The 13,857-nt window shown below is 59.5% G+C and carries 14 protein-coding genes and 1 riboswitch; of the genes, 3 read left to right on the plus strand and 11 right to left on the minus strand.

All coding sequences use genetic code 11. From position 1 onward, the window contains the following. Window positions 1-16: 16 nt before the first annotated feature. The 7 genes from DWZ01_RS08605 to DWZ01_RS08635 form a co-directional block, all read right to left on the minus strand. Window positions 17-1,396: a protein kinase gene (locus DWZ01_RS08605; RefSeq protein ID WP_117833482.1), complete on the minus strand. Its 1,380-nt coding sequence runs from the start codon at window positions 1,394-1,396 to the stop codon at window positions 17-19. Between the two features lie 98 nt (window positions 1,397-1,494). Next, window positions 1,495-1,917: an XRE family transcriptional regulator gene (locus tag DWZ01_RS08610; RefSeq protein WP_117759040.1), complete on the minus strand. Its 423-nt coding sequence runs from the start codon at window positions 1,915-1,917 to the stop codon at window positions 1,495-1,497. A 32-nt stretch (window positions 1,918-1,949) separates the two neighbouring features. Further along, window positions 1,950-2,393, minus strand: a complete 444-nt coding sequence (locus tag DWZ01_RS08615) for an FxLYD domain-containing protein (RefSeq protein WP_055309781.1) — start codon at window positions 2,391-2,393, stop codon at window positions 1,950-1,952. A 164-nt stretch (window positions 2,394-2,557) separates the two neighbouring features. Then, a complete protein-coding gene (locus DWZ01_RS08620) occupies window positions 2,558-2,881 on the minus strand; it encodes a hypothetical protein (RefSeq protein WP_117759042.1) in 324 nt (107 codons plus the stop codon). Between the two features lie 28 nt (window positions 2,882-2,909). Further along, on the minus strand, window positions 2,910-3,251 hold the full coding sequence (locus DWZ01_RS08625; RefSeq protein WP_117759044.1) for a HigA family addiction module antitoxin: 342 nt from the start codon (window positions 3,249-3,251) through the stop codon (window positions 2,910-2,912). Then, window positions 3,223-3,504 carry a type II toxin-antitoxin system RelE/ParE family toxin gene (locus DWZ01_RS08630; RefSeq protein WP_006234335.1) on the minus strand — a complete coding sequence of 94 codons (282 nt, stop codon included), beginning with the start codon at window positions 3,502-3,504 and terminating at the stop codon, window positions 3,223-3,225. Before DWZ01_RS08630 ends, DWZ01_RS08625 begins: the two co-directional genes overlap by 29 nt. 102 nt (window positions 3,505-3,606) lie before the next feature. Next, window positions 3,607-4,794 carry an N-acetyldiaminopimelate deacetylase gene (locus DWZ01_RS08635; protein ID WP_233506200.1) on the minus strand — a complete coding sequence of 396 codons (1,188 nt, stop codon included), beginning with the start codon at window positions 4,792-4,794 and terminating at the stop codon, window positions 3,607-3,609. Window positions 4,795-4,938: 144 nt separating this feature from the next. Beyond that, a riboswitch (Lysine riboswitch) is annotated at window positions 4,939-5,107 on the plus strand. A 65-nt stretch (window positions 5,108-5,172) separates the two neighbouring features. On the opposite strand from DWZ01_RS08635, the gene dapA reads away from it, so the two are divergent. The 3 genes from dapA to dapD are packed head-to-tail and all read left to right on the plus strand — an operon-like array spanning window position 5,173 to window position 8,974. Next, on the plus strand, window positions 5,173-7,482 hold the full coding sequence (gene dapA, locus DWZ01_RS10950; RefSeq protein ID WP_117840192.1) for a 4-hydroxy-tetrahydrodipicolinate synthase: 2,310 nt from the start codon (window positions 5,173-5,175) through the stop codon (window positions 7,480-7,482). Next, complete coding sequence (gene dapB / locus DWZ01_RS08645) at window positions 7,475-8,215, plus strand: 4-hydroxy-tetrahydrodipicolinate reductase (RefSeq protein ID WP_197032804.1); 741 nt, start codon at window positions 7,475-7,477, stop codon at window positions 8,213-8,215. The genes dapA and dapB overlap by 8 nt, the downstream gene beginning before the upstream one ends. 39 nt (window positions 8,216-8,254) lie before the next feature. Further along, entirely contained in the window at window positions 8,255-8,974 is a 720-nt protein-coding gene (dapD, locus tag DWZ01_RS08650; protein WP_099431491.1) for a 2,3,4,5-tetrahydropyridine-2,6-dicarboxylate N-acetyltransferase, read from the plus strand. 133 nt (window positions 8,975-9,107) lie between these two features. Here the strand turns inward: dapD and DWZ01_RS08655 are convergent, their stop codons facing one another. The 4 genes from DWZ01_RS08655 to DWZ01_RS08670 all read right to left on the minus strand — a co-directional run bounded on the left by DWZ01_RS08655 (window position 9,108) and on the right by DWZ01_RS08670 (window position 13,814). Then, on the minus strand, window positions 9,108-10,112 hold the full coding sequence (locus DWZ01_RS08655) for a nucleoid-associated protein (protein ID WP_022094136.1): 1,005 nt from the start codon (window positions 10,110-10,112) through the stop codon (window positions 9,108-9,110). A gap of 111 nt (window positions 10,113-10,223) precedes the next feature. Next, window positions 10,224-11,384: an Mbeg1-like protein gene (locus DWZ01_RS08660; RefSeq protein ID WP_117848673.1), complete on the minus strand. Its 1,161-nt coding sequence runs from the start codon at window positions 11,382-11,384 to the stop codon at window positions 10,224-10,226. Between the two features lie 114 nt (window positions 11,385-11,498). Further along, entirely contained in the window at window positions 11,499-12,449 is a 951-nt protein-coding gene (locus tag DWZ01_RS08665) for an L-lactate dehydrogenase (RefSeq protein WP_117564413.1), read from the minus strand. Window positions 12,450-12,650: 201 nt separating this feature from the next. Further along, window positions 12,651-13,814 carry a pyridoxal phosphate-dependent aminotransferase gene (locus DWZ01_RS08670; RefSeq protein ID WP_006234344.1) on the minus strand — a complete coding sequence of 388 codons (1,164 nt, stop codon included), beginning with the start codon at window positions 13,812-13,814 and terminating at the stop codon, window positions 12,651-12,653. Window positions 13,815-13,857: the final 43 nt, after the last annotated feature.

Raw genomic sequence — 13,857 nt, forward strand, 5'->3', positions numbered from 1 at the left:
ATGGGGCCCTTTTCTTTTAGGTAGCGGAGGTATCGACAACGCCGGTCGCATTGGCAACCGCGACTATGACGATCATGCATAGGAGCAGCACACCCAATGCCTTGAGCCAGAGTTTCGCGAGTTTCTTGCCGCGATAGCTGTCGAGCAGTGCGAATCGCCGACGAAGACGGCGCTTATCGAGCAGCGCAAAATGCATAAGCACCATAAGGCCATCGACAAAGAAAAAATACTCGATTATGAGAAGCCACGTCGGGTAGCTTTGGTTTGCTCCCGTGGGGTGAAAGACGGCAAAGTGACTTCCGGCAAAGAACACAAGCAGCGAGAAGCAGACGAGCGTATTCCAAATACGCCCCAGAGACTCCGGAACGCGAGAGAGCAAACCGCATGCAGCGGAGGCGGCAGGCCTAGGAAGCCCTGTGGGGTTCTGGAGCCCTTGGGGCGTCAACACCGTCTCCGAGGCCGGAGTACGGACAGGCGCAGGCGCAGGAGGCCGCACGGGGCGACTCAGATCGTATGCCGCGCGCGTCGCCCGTCCCAACGCTTCCGCGCTCGCAAAACGCTTGGCCGGGTCGAGCGCCATCGACATGCAGATGACATCGGCAAGTGGGGTGGGAATGCCACGCGCCTCGCATTGCTCGCGCATGTCGAGCCCTGGTTTAGGGTCGACTCCCGTCAAGCAGAAGAACAACAGGGCGCCAAGTGCGTAGACGTCGCTTCGCACGCTCGTCTGCCCAAACCCATACTGCTCGGGCGGCGCATAGGGCCGTGTCCCAAACTTGATGGTGTCGGCATCGGCGCCATCGCGCCATACGCGCGCGATCCCCAAGTCGATAATCACCAGCGACGAAAACGTCAGACCGTCATCAGGCGTATAGTTGGCACCTGTCATGATGATATTCGACGGCTTGAGGTCGCGATGGATCACCGGCGCCGACGTCTCCCCCGCCATCGCAAAACCGGCGTGGAGCTCGCCCACGGCATCGCATAGGGCAGGATACAATTCGTGCGCATAATCGGGGGTGGCTCCCAGACGGTCCACCAGCGCCCCGAGTGTCTCCCCTTCGATGTATTCCATAACCACGTTGAGCTCGTCGCCCGCACGACGACAATCGACGATTCTGGGCAGGTGCTCAAAACGCCTACCTGCCCGCTGAGCGGCAAACAGACGCCCGTATGCCCCACCGATTTGAGCCGAAGCATCGATGCGCTTACGGACAAAGGGGCCGAGCGAACCACCGCCGGTTCCTTCAAAGTACACGAGCTCGGTTGTTTCAACGGACGAGCGCTTAAGTACACGCTCCACGCGATAGCTGTCGTCGCGATCGAGCGACGCCAGGTGCTCGGCAAGCGCTGCGGTCAGCTCGTCATTGGAATATGTTGGGGTCTGAGTATCCATAGCCTCCATCATAGCGCAGGGCGCAGACACCCCATGGCATCCGCGCCCCGTTCGTTTGCATCGTTGTTCGACAGCTCCACCGGCTCAGATATCAGCCGCTAACTCACCGTCTCCTCGCCAAAGCGATACAGCTCCTCGTTGACCTTTTGGAGGCTGCACCCGCGATCGATGCAAAAGATGATAATCGCATCGCGGTGGTCCTTGCAGTTAAGGACGCTTACCCCGGCAGCCGTCAGCGCACGGTTGGTCTCTTTGAGCGTCAGCGCCATCGCAAAGGCAATCTGCAGCACCTTATTGCGACTCGGATGACGCGCGCCGGTAAAGATCTGATAGCCAAAGGTCTCATTGAGATCGGCCATGCGAACCACGCGCGAACGCTCCAAGCCCTTTTCCTGCAGTAGCTGCTTCAGGTAGTCCGAAAGCGACGGGGCGGCAAAGTCGTGCTCCCTGATATAGCCATCGATGTTCGGCGCATCGAGAAGCTCATTGAGCAACTCCTCGGTCAGCTTTTTATCGGGCATACGGCTTCACCTCCCCCAGTGCATGCAACATGCTAGAAACCACTTACGTCCGAACGCTCCCAGCTAGCAACCTGGTCGGGAGACACTGTACCCAGCGCCTCGAACTTCCAGGAGCCGCCCGCCTTCAGATGATTGGTGTTTGCAAGAGCCGTTCCAACCTGGTTGCCATCGGCATCATACAGAACATACTCAATCTGAATGTAGCTCTTTTCCTTGTCCGTGTTATTGGTCAGCGTGCCCGTGATCTTATAGGCAAACTGATTGGAGGTGTCTTCAGCCTCATCAGCAATGGTATACGGTTCTTGCGGTTCTTTTTGCTCCTCAGCCTGCTGTGTCGCCTCGGCAGGTTTTGCCGAATCGCTCGCAGACGAATCGGTTGAATTGCCACCCATAGAGCCCACGGCACCGACGATAACCAGCACCACGATGACGCCTAGGACAATCTTGCCGATCGGCTTCTTTCCCTCTTTTGCCATTATTCATCCTTCCTACGATCCGGCTACCGCGCCGGCACACAGCACATCGTAGAAAGGATTGAACTTGAATTCATTAGCTGAGAGCTAAGGCTGCAGTAAACGGCCAATGCAGTTATCCAAACGCCGAGCAAACGCACTTTGCGCAACCGTCTGCTGGCAGCGCGTCAACCCACCGTTACGGATTCCCCAGTAAAGGCGCTGATCATCAACAGGACAAAGAACACCAGGTAGCTGGCACTCAGCGGGTACGCAATAATCAGGAAGACGACCCAGCCGACAGTGGTTTTACCGTCGGCACGGCGTTGCTCGCGATTGCGGCAAAGCCAAATCGTCACGCCAATGGCCACAATCAGCAACACGAGTGCCGCTGCTGCCAACCCGGCAAGCGCAAACATTACGCCAATGCTCACAGCGATGACCGGGAGCAGCAGCAAGCCGCACCCGCAACCGCCCGGACTATATACAGCAGACTGTCGGCGTCGCTTCATCGCCGCGCCACCCCATCATCTCTGAGCACTACAGTGCGATGGCCTGCTGAACAGGAACGATCTTATCGAGTTCCGGTTCGATCCGCCTTTTCTCGACCTCAAGGTCAAACGCCACCTGAGCGCGCAGCCAATAACCATCCGTCAGGCCAAAATAACGGCAAAGACGGAGGTCGGTGTCGGCCGTCACGCGACGTTTTCCCAAGACAATCTGCCCGATACGCTGAGCCGGAATCCCGGTCTCTTTCGCAAGGCGATATTGAGAAATGCCCATGGGAACAAGAAACTCCTCTTTGAGAAGCTCACCAGGGGTCACCGGCGACAGCAAATCGGCCGAGGTCTCATCACTTGTGATAATCGACGATTTCGACATTCCAAGCCATCTCCTGTCTCCACTCAAAACAGACCCGATAGCGCTCGTTAACACGGATGCTATATTGACCGGCACGATCGCCCTTCAAAGCTTCCAGGCGGTTGCCCGGCGGAACGCGAAGATCATCAAGCGAAGCACAAACCTGCAGTTGGCGAATCTTCCTCAGCGCAACGCGCTCAAAGGGCACGAACCTCCTGACCCGCACACCCATGGCAAAGCGTTCGGTATCCTCATCTTTATACGATGCAATCATAGTATCGCCTTACGTTAGTAACGTCAAACGTTTCTATAGACTTACATCTCTATTATATCGTACGTTTGTTCGTGTTTTCTAGAACAAATAGTCCTTCACGCCTTAGTCAAGCGAAAGTAATCGTTTGTAGACATCGAAGCCTTTGAGAAGAATCTCCTCGTCGAAGAGCATGCTATCGGTATGCAGAGCGCTTGTGGCATAAGCGGGGCAGCCATCCGAATCACTCGGGTTGTCTTGGTCCTCTGGCATACCCGTACCCAGCAGGAAAAACACGCCCGGCAGATGGCGCTGATAGAACGCGAAATCCTCGGCGATCAGCAGCGGCTCGTCCACAAGTTGCAGCTCGGGCAAGGCAGGCATGATGTTGGCAAACAGCTCGGGGTCGTTGTCGACCGGCGGATAGCCCTCGGCAAAATCGAGGTCATATGCGCAGCCCGTTGCGGCGCATGCCTCATCAAGCACGCGGCGCACACCCTCACGCGCACGGTCGAACATGTCGTCCGTAAACACACGCAGGCTGCCGGCAACATGGGCCTCCCCCGCCACCGCGTTGCAGACGGTACCGGCCTGCAGCAGACCAAACTTACCGATACAGGGCTCGTCGGTGCCCAGCTCGTCCATCAGCTCGCGCTCGGCAACCAAAAACTTCGCTGCCGCCAACGCGGCATCGTGCGACTCCCCAACCGGCACACCATAGGTCTTAGCGATGTGGATGCTCGTACCGTGAATATGGATATGCGTCTCGCTCGAACGCGCCAGCAGCGGACCGGAACAACTCGCCAACGTGCCGGCAGGCAGATCGGGCCACACATGGAAGCCAAAAATGCGGTCGGCCCCATAGCGCTCGAACACACCACTCTCGCATACCGTCTTGGCACCACCTGTCGTTTCCTCGGCCGGCTGGAACACAAAGAGTACGTTGCGCCTAATGGCGCCCGGCTGCTCGCGAATCGTACGGTCGACATACGTCGCGGCGGCAAGTGCCATGGCCATGTGTCCGTCATGTCCGCAAGCGTGCATCTTGCCGGGATGTGTCGAGGCGAACGCTGCCCCTGTTGCCTCGGCAATGGGCAGCGCATCCATATCGGCGCGAATCGCCGTGGCATGCGCGGCACCAACGCCGGCGTCGAAGAAAGCGCAGACGCAGCTGGGGCACGGATGGGTCACCTCGCAAGCGAGCGGTGCCAACACGCCCTCGATATAGGCAATGGTTTGCGGAAGATCGAAATCGAGCTCCGGAATGCGATGGAGATCGCGGCGATAGCGACGGAGTTCTTGGAGCTCGGTCATAGAGGATCCCTTCGTGAGGCACATCTGTTGCAACTTATTGTGATACAGGATTGTGGCGCACATGTTTCCAGCATATCCTTGCATTTTTTAAACGTTATATACGAATACTCTTGTTTGGTAAAGTGCAACGTGATAGGGTCTTTACCACTTGATAGAGGCGCGGGCACGAAGAGCCGCGGGCGAGCCAGCAGGCTTTGACCCCGTGGGGAGGCGAAACCCGCCGAACTGGGTTTTTCGGGCACGAACAACCTGGTGGGCCTGTGGGAAACACCCACAGGACTGTCTGCAGCAATGCGGGAGCGCTATCCGGACATTGGGTCCACGCTATGCGGATTCGATGCGCAGATGGCGCCGTCTGGATAGCGAGGTTTACGGGACATGGCATTGACCCCCAACGAGGCATATGCGGCCAAGCAGCCGTTTGTGGACAAGGAGACACTCGAGCATATCGTCGAGCAGTTCCCCACGCCGTTTCATCTATACGACGAGGCGGGCATCCGCCGCAACATGCAAGAAGTGTGCGACGCCTTTGCATGGAACCCGGGCTTTAAGGAATACTTTGCCGTCAAGGCCAACCCCAACCCGGCGCTCATCTCCATTCTCAACAAATACGGCTGCGGCTGCGATTGCTCGAGCTATACCGAGCTCATGATCGCCCGCTCGCTGGGTATCACGGGACACGACATCATGTTCTCGTCCAACGATACGCCGGCTGCCGACTTTGAGCTCGCCGACAAGCTGGGCGCCATCGTCAACTTTGACGACATCAGCCACATCGAGTTCTTTGAGCGCGTTGCGGGGCCCATCCCCAAAACGGTCAGCTGCCGCTTTAATCCAGGCGGTCTGTTCCAGCTCTCCAACGGCATCATGGACAACCCGGGCGACTCCAAATATGGCATGACCACCGAGCAGCTCTTCGAGGCCTTCCGCATGCTCAAGGCCAAGGGCGCCGAAAACTTTGGCATCCACGCATTCCTTGCCAGCAACACCGTCACCAACGACTACTACCCCAAGCTCGCACGCATCCTCTTTGAGCTTGCCGCACGCCTGGAGCGCGAGACCGGCGCGCACGTCGCCTTCATCAATCTGTCCGGCGGCGTCGGCATTCCCTATCAGCCCGAGCAACAGGCCAACAACATTCACGCCATCGGCGAGGGGGTACACGCTGCCTACGACGAGATCCTGGTTCCTGCCGGCATGGGCGATGTGGCCATCTGCACCGAGATGGGTCGCTTTATGATGGGTCCCTACGGCTGCCTGGTCACCAAGGCCATTCACGAGAAGCAGATTTACAAGGACTATATCGGTGTCGATGCAAGCGCCGTCGACCTGATCCGCCCTGCCATGTACGGCGCTTACCACCACATTACGGTGATGGGCCAGCCGGGTGGCGACGACAAGACCACAGCGCCCGTCACAGACACCTACGACATCACGGGCAATCTGTGCGAGAACAATGACAAGTTCGCCATCGACCGCGAGCTGCCGCATATCGAAATGGGCGACCTGCTCGTGATTCACGACACCGGTGCGCATGGCTACTCTATGGGCTACAACTACAACGGCCGCCTGCGCTCCGCCGAGGTCCTGCTGCGCCCCGATGGCTCGGCCGACCTCATTCGACGCTCTGAGCGCCCGGGCGATTACTTTGCCACGCTCGACGTGCTGCCGTGCGGCCGAGAGCTGCTGGCCAAGTCGCGCGCCGAAAGTGCCCGCCGTCGCGCCCAAGACGAGCGCCTAGCAGTCGCAGCTCAATGGAACAAACGCATCCAGATCGCGAAGGCGAAGGAGAAGAACATGGACATCCGCACTCTCGAGGGCTCAATCGTCGCCCTAGTTACGCCGTTTAAAAAGGACGGCAGCGTCGACTTTGACGCGCTCGAGCGCCTTATCGATTTCCACCTGCAAAACGGCACCGACGCCATCCTCACCCTGGGCACCACCGGTGAGAGTGCCACGATGACCGATGACGAGGACAACTCCGTCGTCGCCGCCGTGGTCAAGCATGTTGCAGGACGCGTCCCCGTCATCGCCGGCTCGGGCTCCAACTCCACGCAGACCATGCTCACCAAGTCGCTCACCTATCAGGGCCTGGGCGCCGACGGTCTGCTGCTCATCACCCCCTACTACAACAAGTCCAATGAAGAGGGTATCTATCAGCACTTTAAGACCGTCGCCGATGCCGTTGACATCCCCTGCATCCTGTACAACATCCCCGGCCGCTGCGGCTGCGGTATCAGCGAGCGCAACGTAGAGCGCCTAGCCGCGCACCCCAACATCATGGGCATCAAGGAGGCCTCGGGCAACGTCGCCTACGCGGCCAAGATCGCCCACCTGCTGTCCGATGACTTCCGCATGTACTCGGGCGAGGATGCACTCACAGTGCCGCTCATGAGCCTGGGCGCTTCGGGCACCATCAGCGTGTGGGCCGACGTGCAGCCGCAGCTCGTACACGACATGTGCCGCGCTTATCTGGACGGCGACGTAGCGCGCGCCCGCGATATCCAGATTGCCGGCCAGCCGCTCATCAACGCCCTCTTTAGCGAGGTCAACCCCATCCCCGTCAAGGAAGCGCTCGCCCAGATGGGCATGATCGAGGCAAACTACCGTATGCCGCTGTGCCCCATGGCAGACGACACGCGAGCCGCACTTACCGATGCTCTGAAGGGAGCTGGTCTGCTTGATTAAGACCGTCATTATGGGAACGGGCCGCATGGGCTCGCTCATCCGCACTACCGCCGAAGGCATTGTCGACGCCGGCGGGCAGCCCGTTTTTGATATCGTCGCCCAGATCGGTTTTGATCTGTCCGGGCTCGAGAGCGCCCCGGCAGCCGATGTGATTATCGACTTCTCGAACGTCGTGACCTTCGATGCCGTCGTCGCCTATGTCGAGCGCACGGGCGCGGCGTTGGTCTCAGGCACCACAGGCTACACCCCCGAGCAGATGGACCGCCTGCGCGAGCTGGGTCAGAACGCCCGCGTCATGCACTCGGGCAACTACTCCATCGGCATCGCCGCCCTGCGTCATCTGGTGGCCCAGGCCACACGCGAGCTGCCCGGCTTTGACTGCGAGATCGTCGAGACGCACCACAACCAAAAGGTCGACGCCCCCAGCGGCACTGCCAAGTTGTTGCTCGACGCCGTCGTCGAGGCCGAGCCCGAGGCAGGCTACCACCCCGTCTATGGCCGCGAGGGCATGTGCGGCGCGCGCGACCCCAAGGAAATCGGTATGCACTCGCTGCGCGGCGGCACCGTAGCCGGCGTGCACGAGGTGGGTTTCTTTGGCCAGGACGAGGAAGTCACGCTCACCCACCGCGCCACGAGCCGTCAGATCTTTGTCAACGGCGCCCTGGCAGCCGCGCAGAAGCTCGTCGCCCGCGAACCCGGCTTCTATACGTTCGACCAGGTCATGTTTGCCTAACCAGGTATCAACCGAATCCACCCAAAGGAGAGATAGCAAATGAGCAACGCAGCCGAGATGGATGCACAGGAGATTATCAACTACATCGCCACCGCGCCCAAAAAGACGCCCGTCAAGCTGTACGTGCGCGAGAAGCCGGGCATGAAGGTTGCCTGGGGCGACGCACATGTCTACGGCGGTCGTCGTGGCAAGACCGTCTTTGGCGACTGGGATGAGCTTAAGGCCATCCTGGACGCCAACGCCGACTCCATCGATTACTACGACGTTGAAAACGATTGCCGCAACTCCGCCGTGCCCATGCTCGACCTTAAGGGCATCAACGCCCGCATCGAGCCGGGCGCGATCATCCGCGACCGCGTCGAGATTGGCGACCGTGCCGTCATCATGATGGGCGCCATCATCAACATCGGCTCCGTTATCGGCGAGGGTTCCATGATCGATATGGGCGCCGTGCTGGGCGGTCGCGCCACCGTGGGTAAGAACTGCCACATCGGCGCCGGCACCGTGCTGGCAGGCGTCGTGGAGCCCGCCAGCGCCACGCCCGTCATCATCGAGGACGATGTCATGATCGGCGCCAACGCCGTGGTTCTGGAGGGCGTGCACGTAGGCAAGGGCGCTGTCGTTGCCGCCGGCGCCGTGTGCGTCGAGGACGTCCCCGCCGGTGCGGTCGTGGCCGGTGTCCCCGCCCGCGTCATCAAGATGCGCGACGAGAAGACCGACAGCAAGACCGGCCTGGAAGAGGGCTTACGTCAACTTTAATAGTTACGCGGTTTTGACAAACCGCGTTTTCGCTGACTTATGCTCAACCTGCGGGGCAATTCATCCCCAAACAAGAAGGCCGAAGCCCCAAAGAGCTTCGGCCTTTGCTTTCTCGCTGTAGACGTAACGCAACTTATCGATTCTCGATGCTGCCGATATTCTTGAGTTCGATGGAGATGAGGCCGTTGGGCTCATTGACGAACTCAATGTACTCGGAATTCGAACCCATCTCGGCCGGGAAGCTGATCTCGATGCCCGTATCGGTACGAATCTTGTGATTGCGCACGGCCGCGCGCTCGACCTGCTTGCGCTCCACAGGAACGCGCTCAGGAACCTTCTCCTCGGTCAGTGCCGCGCGCACGCTCTCTTTGATGACCGGCTCGTCCTCAAAGACCTCATCGACGATATCCCAAGGCGGCAGCTCCTCGTCATCCTCGACCTTCTCGGCAACGGCAGCCTTAACCTTAGCGAGCGCTACGGCCGTATTGGCACCGTGTTCCTCGGCGACTTCCTCGACCACACGCGTCACGGTGTCGATGACCTCCTTACCCGATACGCCCGTGTCGCACTGCAGCAGGCCATCGGGGATAAGCATACGATCCTCGCCGGCAATCTTGCGCTTCTTGTCCACGTAGCCGATCTCCATGGTGCTCGCGCGCACGATGGCATAGCTTGGCACCTTTTGCGAGGGATTCGGCAGAATAGCGTAGTGGCGCGCGATGTCGTTGCGTACCTCCCCTTCCTCGCGGCCCACCTCGTGCATAAAAGCCTGCTTGGAGCCCAGCAGCATCACGGCAAACCAGCGGGCATCCTCATCGTCGTCAAAATCAGCCACGAGCACATCGGTAGACTCGGCTTTCTCGGCTTTGGTGAGCTCGGAGGAGATAAACTCCGCAATCTGCTGCGACAGGTCCACGAATTCGCGCTCGCCAAAGAAATAGCCCTTGAGCTCGCCGCCGAACGCAGAGTTCTCGGCAAACGTGGCGCGTTTATTGTCGGCCGAGGTGCGTGCGCGGCGCAGATGCGTGGTTACGAAATTGCGCACGGTACGACTTTCGATATCGAGCTCGCGCTGGCTCATGACGTTGACGGCAGAGTCAAAGTCCAGGATATGCAGAATCGCGTGATTGATTTTCATATACGGCATTCCGTTCTAGATCGATTTCGGCACGAACCAGTATAGCGGTCGATCCCGCCCCAGGCGCATCGAAGATTGGTGCATCGGGGACAGGTTGCTTTGCACCAATGGTTAGCGCAGGAGCTCGGACTGCCAAGCCTCGAGCTGTTCTGCCAAGCTCTTGCCGGCAGCGGGCATGTCGATCTGGGGACGTTTGGGCAGAAGCGCACACTTAAGAATCGCAACGATAGTCTGCGAGACAAAGCGTCGTGTATCCTTGTCAAAGCCTTGCGCAGCCTGGAGCATCACGGGCAGGCTCTCGCGCAGATTCCCAGCGATATCCGCAAACCGCTCAGCACCCGTAGCCTCAAGCACGGAGAACAACGCATCTACAAAACGCTCGCGCTCGCTAGGCGACACCGCAAGCAGCATCTCGCGAATGGAGCCATCAACGTATCGAGCACCGGCGGACAGGCGCTCACAGTACACGAAGTCGCGACCATCAACCACCCAGCTAAAGGGATTATGCTGAAGCAGGCTGAACTCGGTGCTCTCAACGATGGCATAGTCCTCCTGTGTCTCGAAAATCATGCCAAAGATCGACGACCGAGGTAGCATCTTGTCGATTCGACCGGATAGGTCGGCGAAGGCGTTGCCGCTCAGAAACTCCTCGACGAAGCCCGGACCATCATGGGAATACGCCCGTTCGATTCGCTCACGGGCGACATCGGGGCACATCGCCGCACCGTACACCGCAAGGTTTCCACCCTTGGAATGACCTCCGCACAAAAGCGGCCCGTCAATCGCATCCGCCGCCTCGTCCACATAACGCGTCGCGGATTCCTGGGCCGGCACAGGACACCGGAACGCCATGTTAAAGTCCTCTTTCCAGCCCACAATCGTGCTGTCGGTCCCCCGGAAGGAAAGATAGCTAAACCCCGCCGGAAACCGGAACGCCATGGCTGCAAACTGCTCTGTCGCCACCACATCGCTCACGGCACGATAGCCGCAAACGTGCACGCCACGGTAGCGAGGGCTTGCTGCCACGGCCTCCAACAAGGCCCTGCTCCCCTCTGGGTCCCACAAGTCGTCAATCATGTCCCGGTAGCACTCGGCACGCAGCAGCTCGCGTACGTCTAGGCCCTGCCAGTCCGTCAGCTCCGCCATATCACCCGGCAAACGCAAATAGGACAGCCACGCAAAGACCAGGCTATCCACCGCGCAGAACGGCCGCTCCTCAAACGGATCAAACGCCGTCTGGGCATAGGTCAAAAAATTAGGCGAATCCGACATGGCCCTCCCATCAACTATGGTGCATTGAGGTCAGGTTACTTTGCACCAAAAAGGCGCCCGGGCCGTGTGGACCCGGACGCCTTCATTGTAGCTTTTCGCTCTGGCGAGCTTGATTTAGCAGGAGAAGTCGACGCTGTCGATGATGTCCTTGAGGGCCTTGGCGGAAGCGGTGAGCTCATGCTGCTCGTCATCGTCCAGCGGGACGGGGACGCGGCAGACAACGCCGTCGCGGCCAACGACAGTCGGCATGGAGATGGCGAGATCGGACAGGCCATACTCGCCCACCATGAGCGAGGAGACGGGCAGAACGGTCTGCTCATCGCGCATGACGGCGGTGCAGATGCGCTTGACGGCCATGGCGACGCCATAGTAGGTGGCGTGCTTCTTCTCGATGATGGTGTAGGCGGAGTTCTTGACGTCCTCGGCGATACGCTTCTCGGCAGCCTCATGCTCCAGGTGGCCGTGAAGCTCACAGAAGGTGTTCAGCGGAACGCCGGCAACCTGAGCGCTGGACCAAGCGACGAACTCGGAGTCGCCGTGCTCACCCATGACATAGGCCTGGACATCGCGCGGGTCAACCTCGACGTGGGCACCAAGCATCTGCTGCAGGCGGCCGGTGTCGAGCACGGTACCGGAACCGATGACGTGGCCCTCGGGCAGGCCGGACATCTTGATGGCGGCGTAGGTCAGAACATCGACCGGGTTGGAGACGATTAACAGAATGCCGTCGAAGCCGGACTTCTTAATCTCGGGAATAATGGACTTGAAGATGCTGACGTTCTTGTTGACCAGGTCCAGGCGGGTCTCACCGGGCTTCTGGGCAGCGCCAGCAGTGACGACGATCATGGCGGCGTCGGCGACATCGGAATAATCGCCGGCGTAGATCTTCATCGGCTCGGCAAACGTCATGCCGTGCGCGATATCCAGGGCCTCACCCTCGGCACGGTTCTTGTCCACGTCGATGAGGACCATCTCGGAGAACAGACCACTCTGCATCAGTGCGAACGCCGAAGACGAACCGACGAAACCGCAGCCGACAATAGCGACCTTCTTCTCGTTAACCATTAGAAACTCCCATCTCTCTCCACAAACAAGCCGCCCGGGAACGACCCGAGCGGCTTGTCGTAATCCCAATACATCCAATCGGGACTTTGATTATGCCCCTATTCGCAGCCAAAAATCGACCGTTTACCGAAATTGTTTGCAGAATTCGTAAAATAACTGCACGAAATCGGTTTCGAGCTATTGACGGGTCGAAATAGGTTTCTAATACAGGCCAGCCTCGCGAATGGCCTCGACAGCCAAAGCGATCTGATCGGGCGGCAAGACCAGTGCCATACGCACGTGCCCCTCGCCCGAAGGGCCAAAGCTCGCGCCCGGCGTCACCACAACGCCGGCCTTCTCCATAAGCTCCTCGCAAAACGCCATGGAATCGGTGCGACCACCGGGAAGCTTGGCCCACACAAACATAGAGCCATGCGCGTTGGGACGCTCCCAGCCCAGGCCCTCAAGACCGTCGCACAGGGCATCGCGGCGTTCCTGGTACTTCAGACGCTGCGCCTCGACCTCATCGCGCGGACCGTTCAGGCAGGCGATAGCAGCCTTCTGGATCGGGAAGAACATACCAAAGTCGATCTGGCCGCGCAGCTTGGCAAAGGCAGAGACCACGTCCTCGCGGCCGACCAAAAAGCCGATACGCGCACCGGTGACGTTAAACGACTTGGAGAGCGAGAAGAACTCCACGCCCACCTCGAGCGCGCCGGGATACTGCAAGAAGCTGCCACCCGGCTCGCCGTCGAACACGATGTCGGAGTACGCGTTGTCATGGACGATGAGCAGATCGTGCTCGCGGGCGAAAGCGATGATCTCCTCGTAGACCTCGGGCGTGCCCACCGAGCCGACCGGGTTCGCGGGCAGCGACACGATCATATACTTGGCACGGTCGGCAACCTCGGGATCGATACCCGCCACATAGGGCAGGTAATTATGCTCGGCAACCAACGGATAGTACTCGAGCTTGGCATCGGCGATCTTGGCACCTGCCTCAAAGACCGGGTAGCACGGATCGGGAACCAGAATGGTGTCACCCGGATCGAGCAGGGCCAGGCCCAAATGGCCCACGCCCTCCTGTGTGCCGTTGCACGACTGCACCATGGACGGCGTAATGCCCGAAACGCCAAAGCGGCGCTCATAGTAATCGCACACGGCTTGCTTGAGTTCGGGCAGGTCGCGCAGGGCATACTTCCACATCTCGGGATCTTGGGCTGCCTGCGTGAGCGCCTCGACCACGTGGTCGTACGGCTTAAAGTCGGGCGTGCCCACGCTCATGTTGTAAATGGTCTTGCCCTGAGCCTTCAGCGCGAGAAGCTTATTGTTGAGCGAGGCGAAGACCTCCGCGCCAAAGCGGTCGAGACGCTGCGATGCCTGCATGGTGCCACCTTTCGATATAAAAAACGCGGCGCTCCGACAAGAG

The organism is Collinsella sp. AF28-5AC, from assembly GCF_003457875.1.
Taxonomy (GTDB): domain Bacteria; phylum Actinomycetota; class Coriobacteriia; order Coriobacteriales; family Coriobacteriaceae; genus Collinsella.

Excerpts from the sequence above, each read along its gene's own strand:
- DWZ01_RS08620 (WP_117759042.1), bottom strand. The coding sequence starts at position 2,881 with ATGAAGCGACGCCGACAGTCTGCTGTATATAGTCCGGGCGGTTGCGGG.
- DWZ01_RS08630 (WP_006234335.1), bottom strand. The coding sequence starts at position 3,504 with ATGATTGCATCGTATAAAGATGAGGATACCGAACGCTTTGCCATGGGT.
- DWZ01_RS08665 (WP_117564413.1), bottom strand. The coding sequence starts at position 12,449 with ATGGTTAACGAGAAGAAGGTCGCTATTGTCGGCTGCGGTTTCGTCGGT.
- dapA (WP_117840192.1), top strand. The coding sequence starts at position 5,173 with ATGGCATTGACCCCCAACGAGGCATATGCGGCCAAGCAGCCGTTTGTG.
- DWZ01_RS08625 (WP_117759044.1), bottom strand. The coding sequence starts at position 3,251 with ATGTCGAAATCGTCGATTATCACAAGTGATGAGACCTCGGCCGATTTG.
- DWZ01_RS08670 (WP_006234344.1), bottom strand. The coding sequence starts at position 13,814 with ATGCAGGCATCGCAGCGTCTCGACCGCTTTGGCGCGGAGGTCTTCGCC.
- DWZ01_RS08615 (WP_055309781.1), bottom strand. The coding sequence starts at position 2,393 with ATGGCAAAAGAGGGAAAGAAGCCGATCGGCAAGATTGTCCTAGGCGTC.
- DWZ01_RS08660 (WP_117848673.1), bottom strand. The coding sequence starts at position 11,384 with ATGTCGGATTCGCCTAATTTTTTGACCTATGCCCAGACGGCGTTTGAT.
- DWZ01_RS08635 (WP_233506200.1), bottom strand. The coding sequence starts at position 4,794 with ATGACCGAGCTCCAAGAACTCCGTCGCTATCGCCGCGATCTCCATCGC.
- dapD (WP_099431491.1), top strand. The coding sequence starts at position 8,255 with ATGAGCAACGCAGCCGAGATGGATGCACAGGAGATTATCAACTACATC.
- DWZ01_RS08605 (WP_117833482.1), bottom strand. The coding sequence starts at position 1,396 with ATGGATACTCAGACCCCAACATATTCCAATGACGAGCTGACCGCAGCG.
- DWZ01_RS08610 (WP_117759040.1), bottom strand. The coding sequence starts at position 1,917 with ATGCCCGATAAAAAGCTGACCGAGGAGTTGCTCAATGAGCTTCTCGAT.
- DWZ01_RS08655 (WP_022094136.1), bottom strand. The coding sequence starts at position 10,112 with ATGAAAATCAATCACGCGATTCTGCATATCCTGGACTTTGACTCTGCC.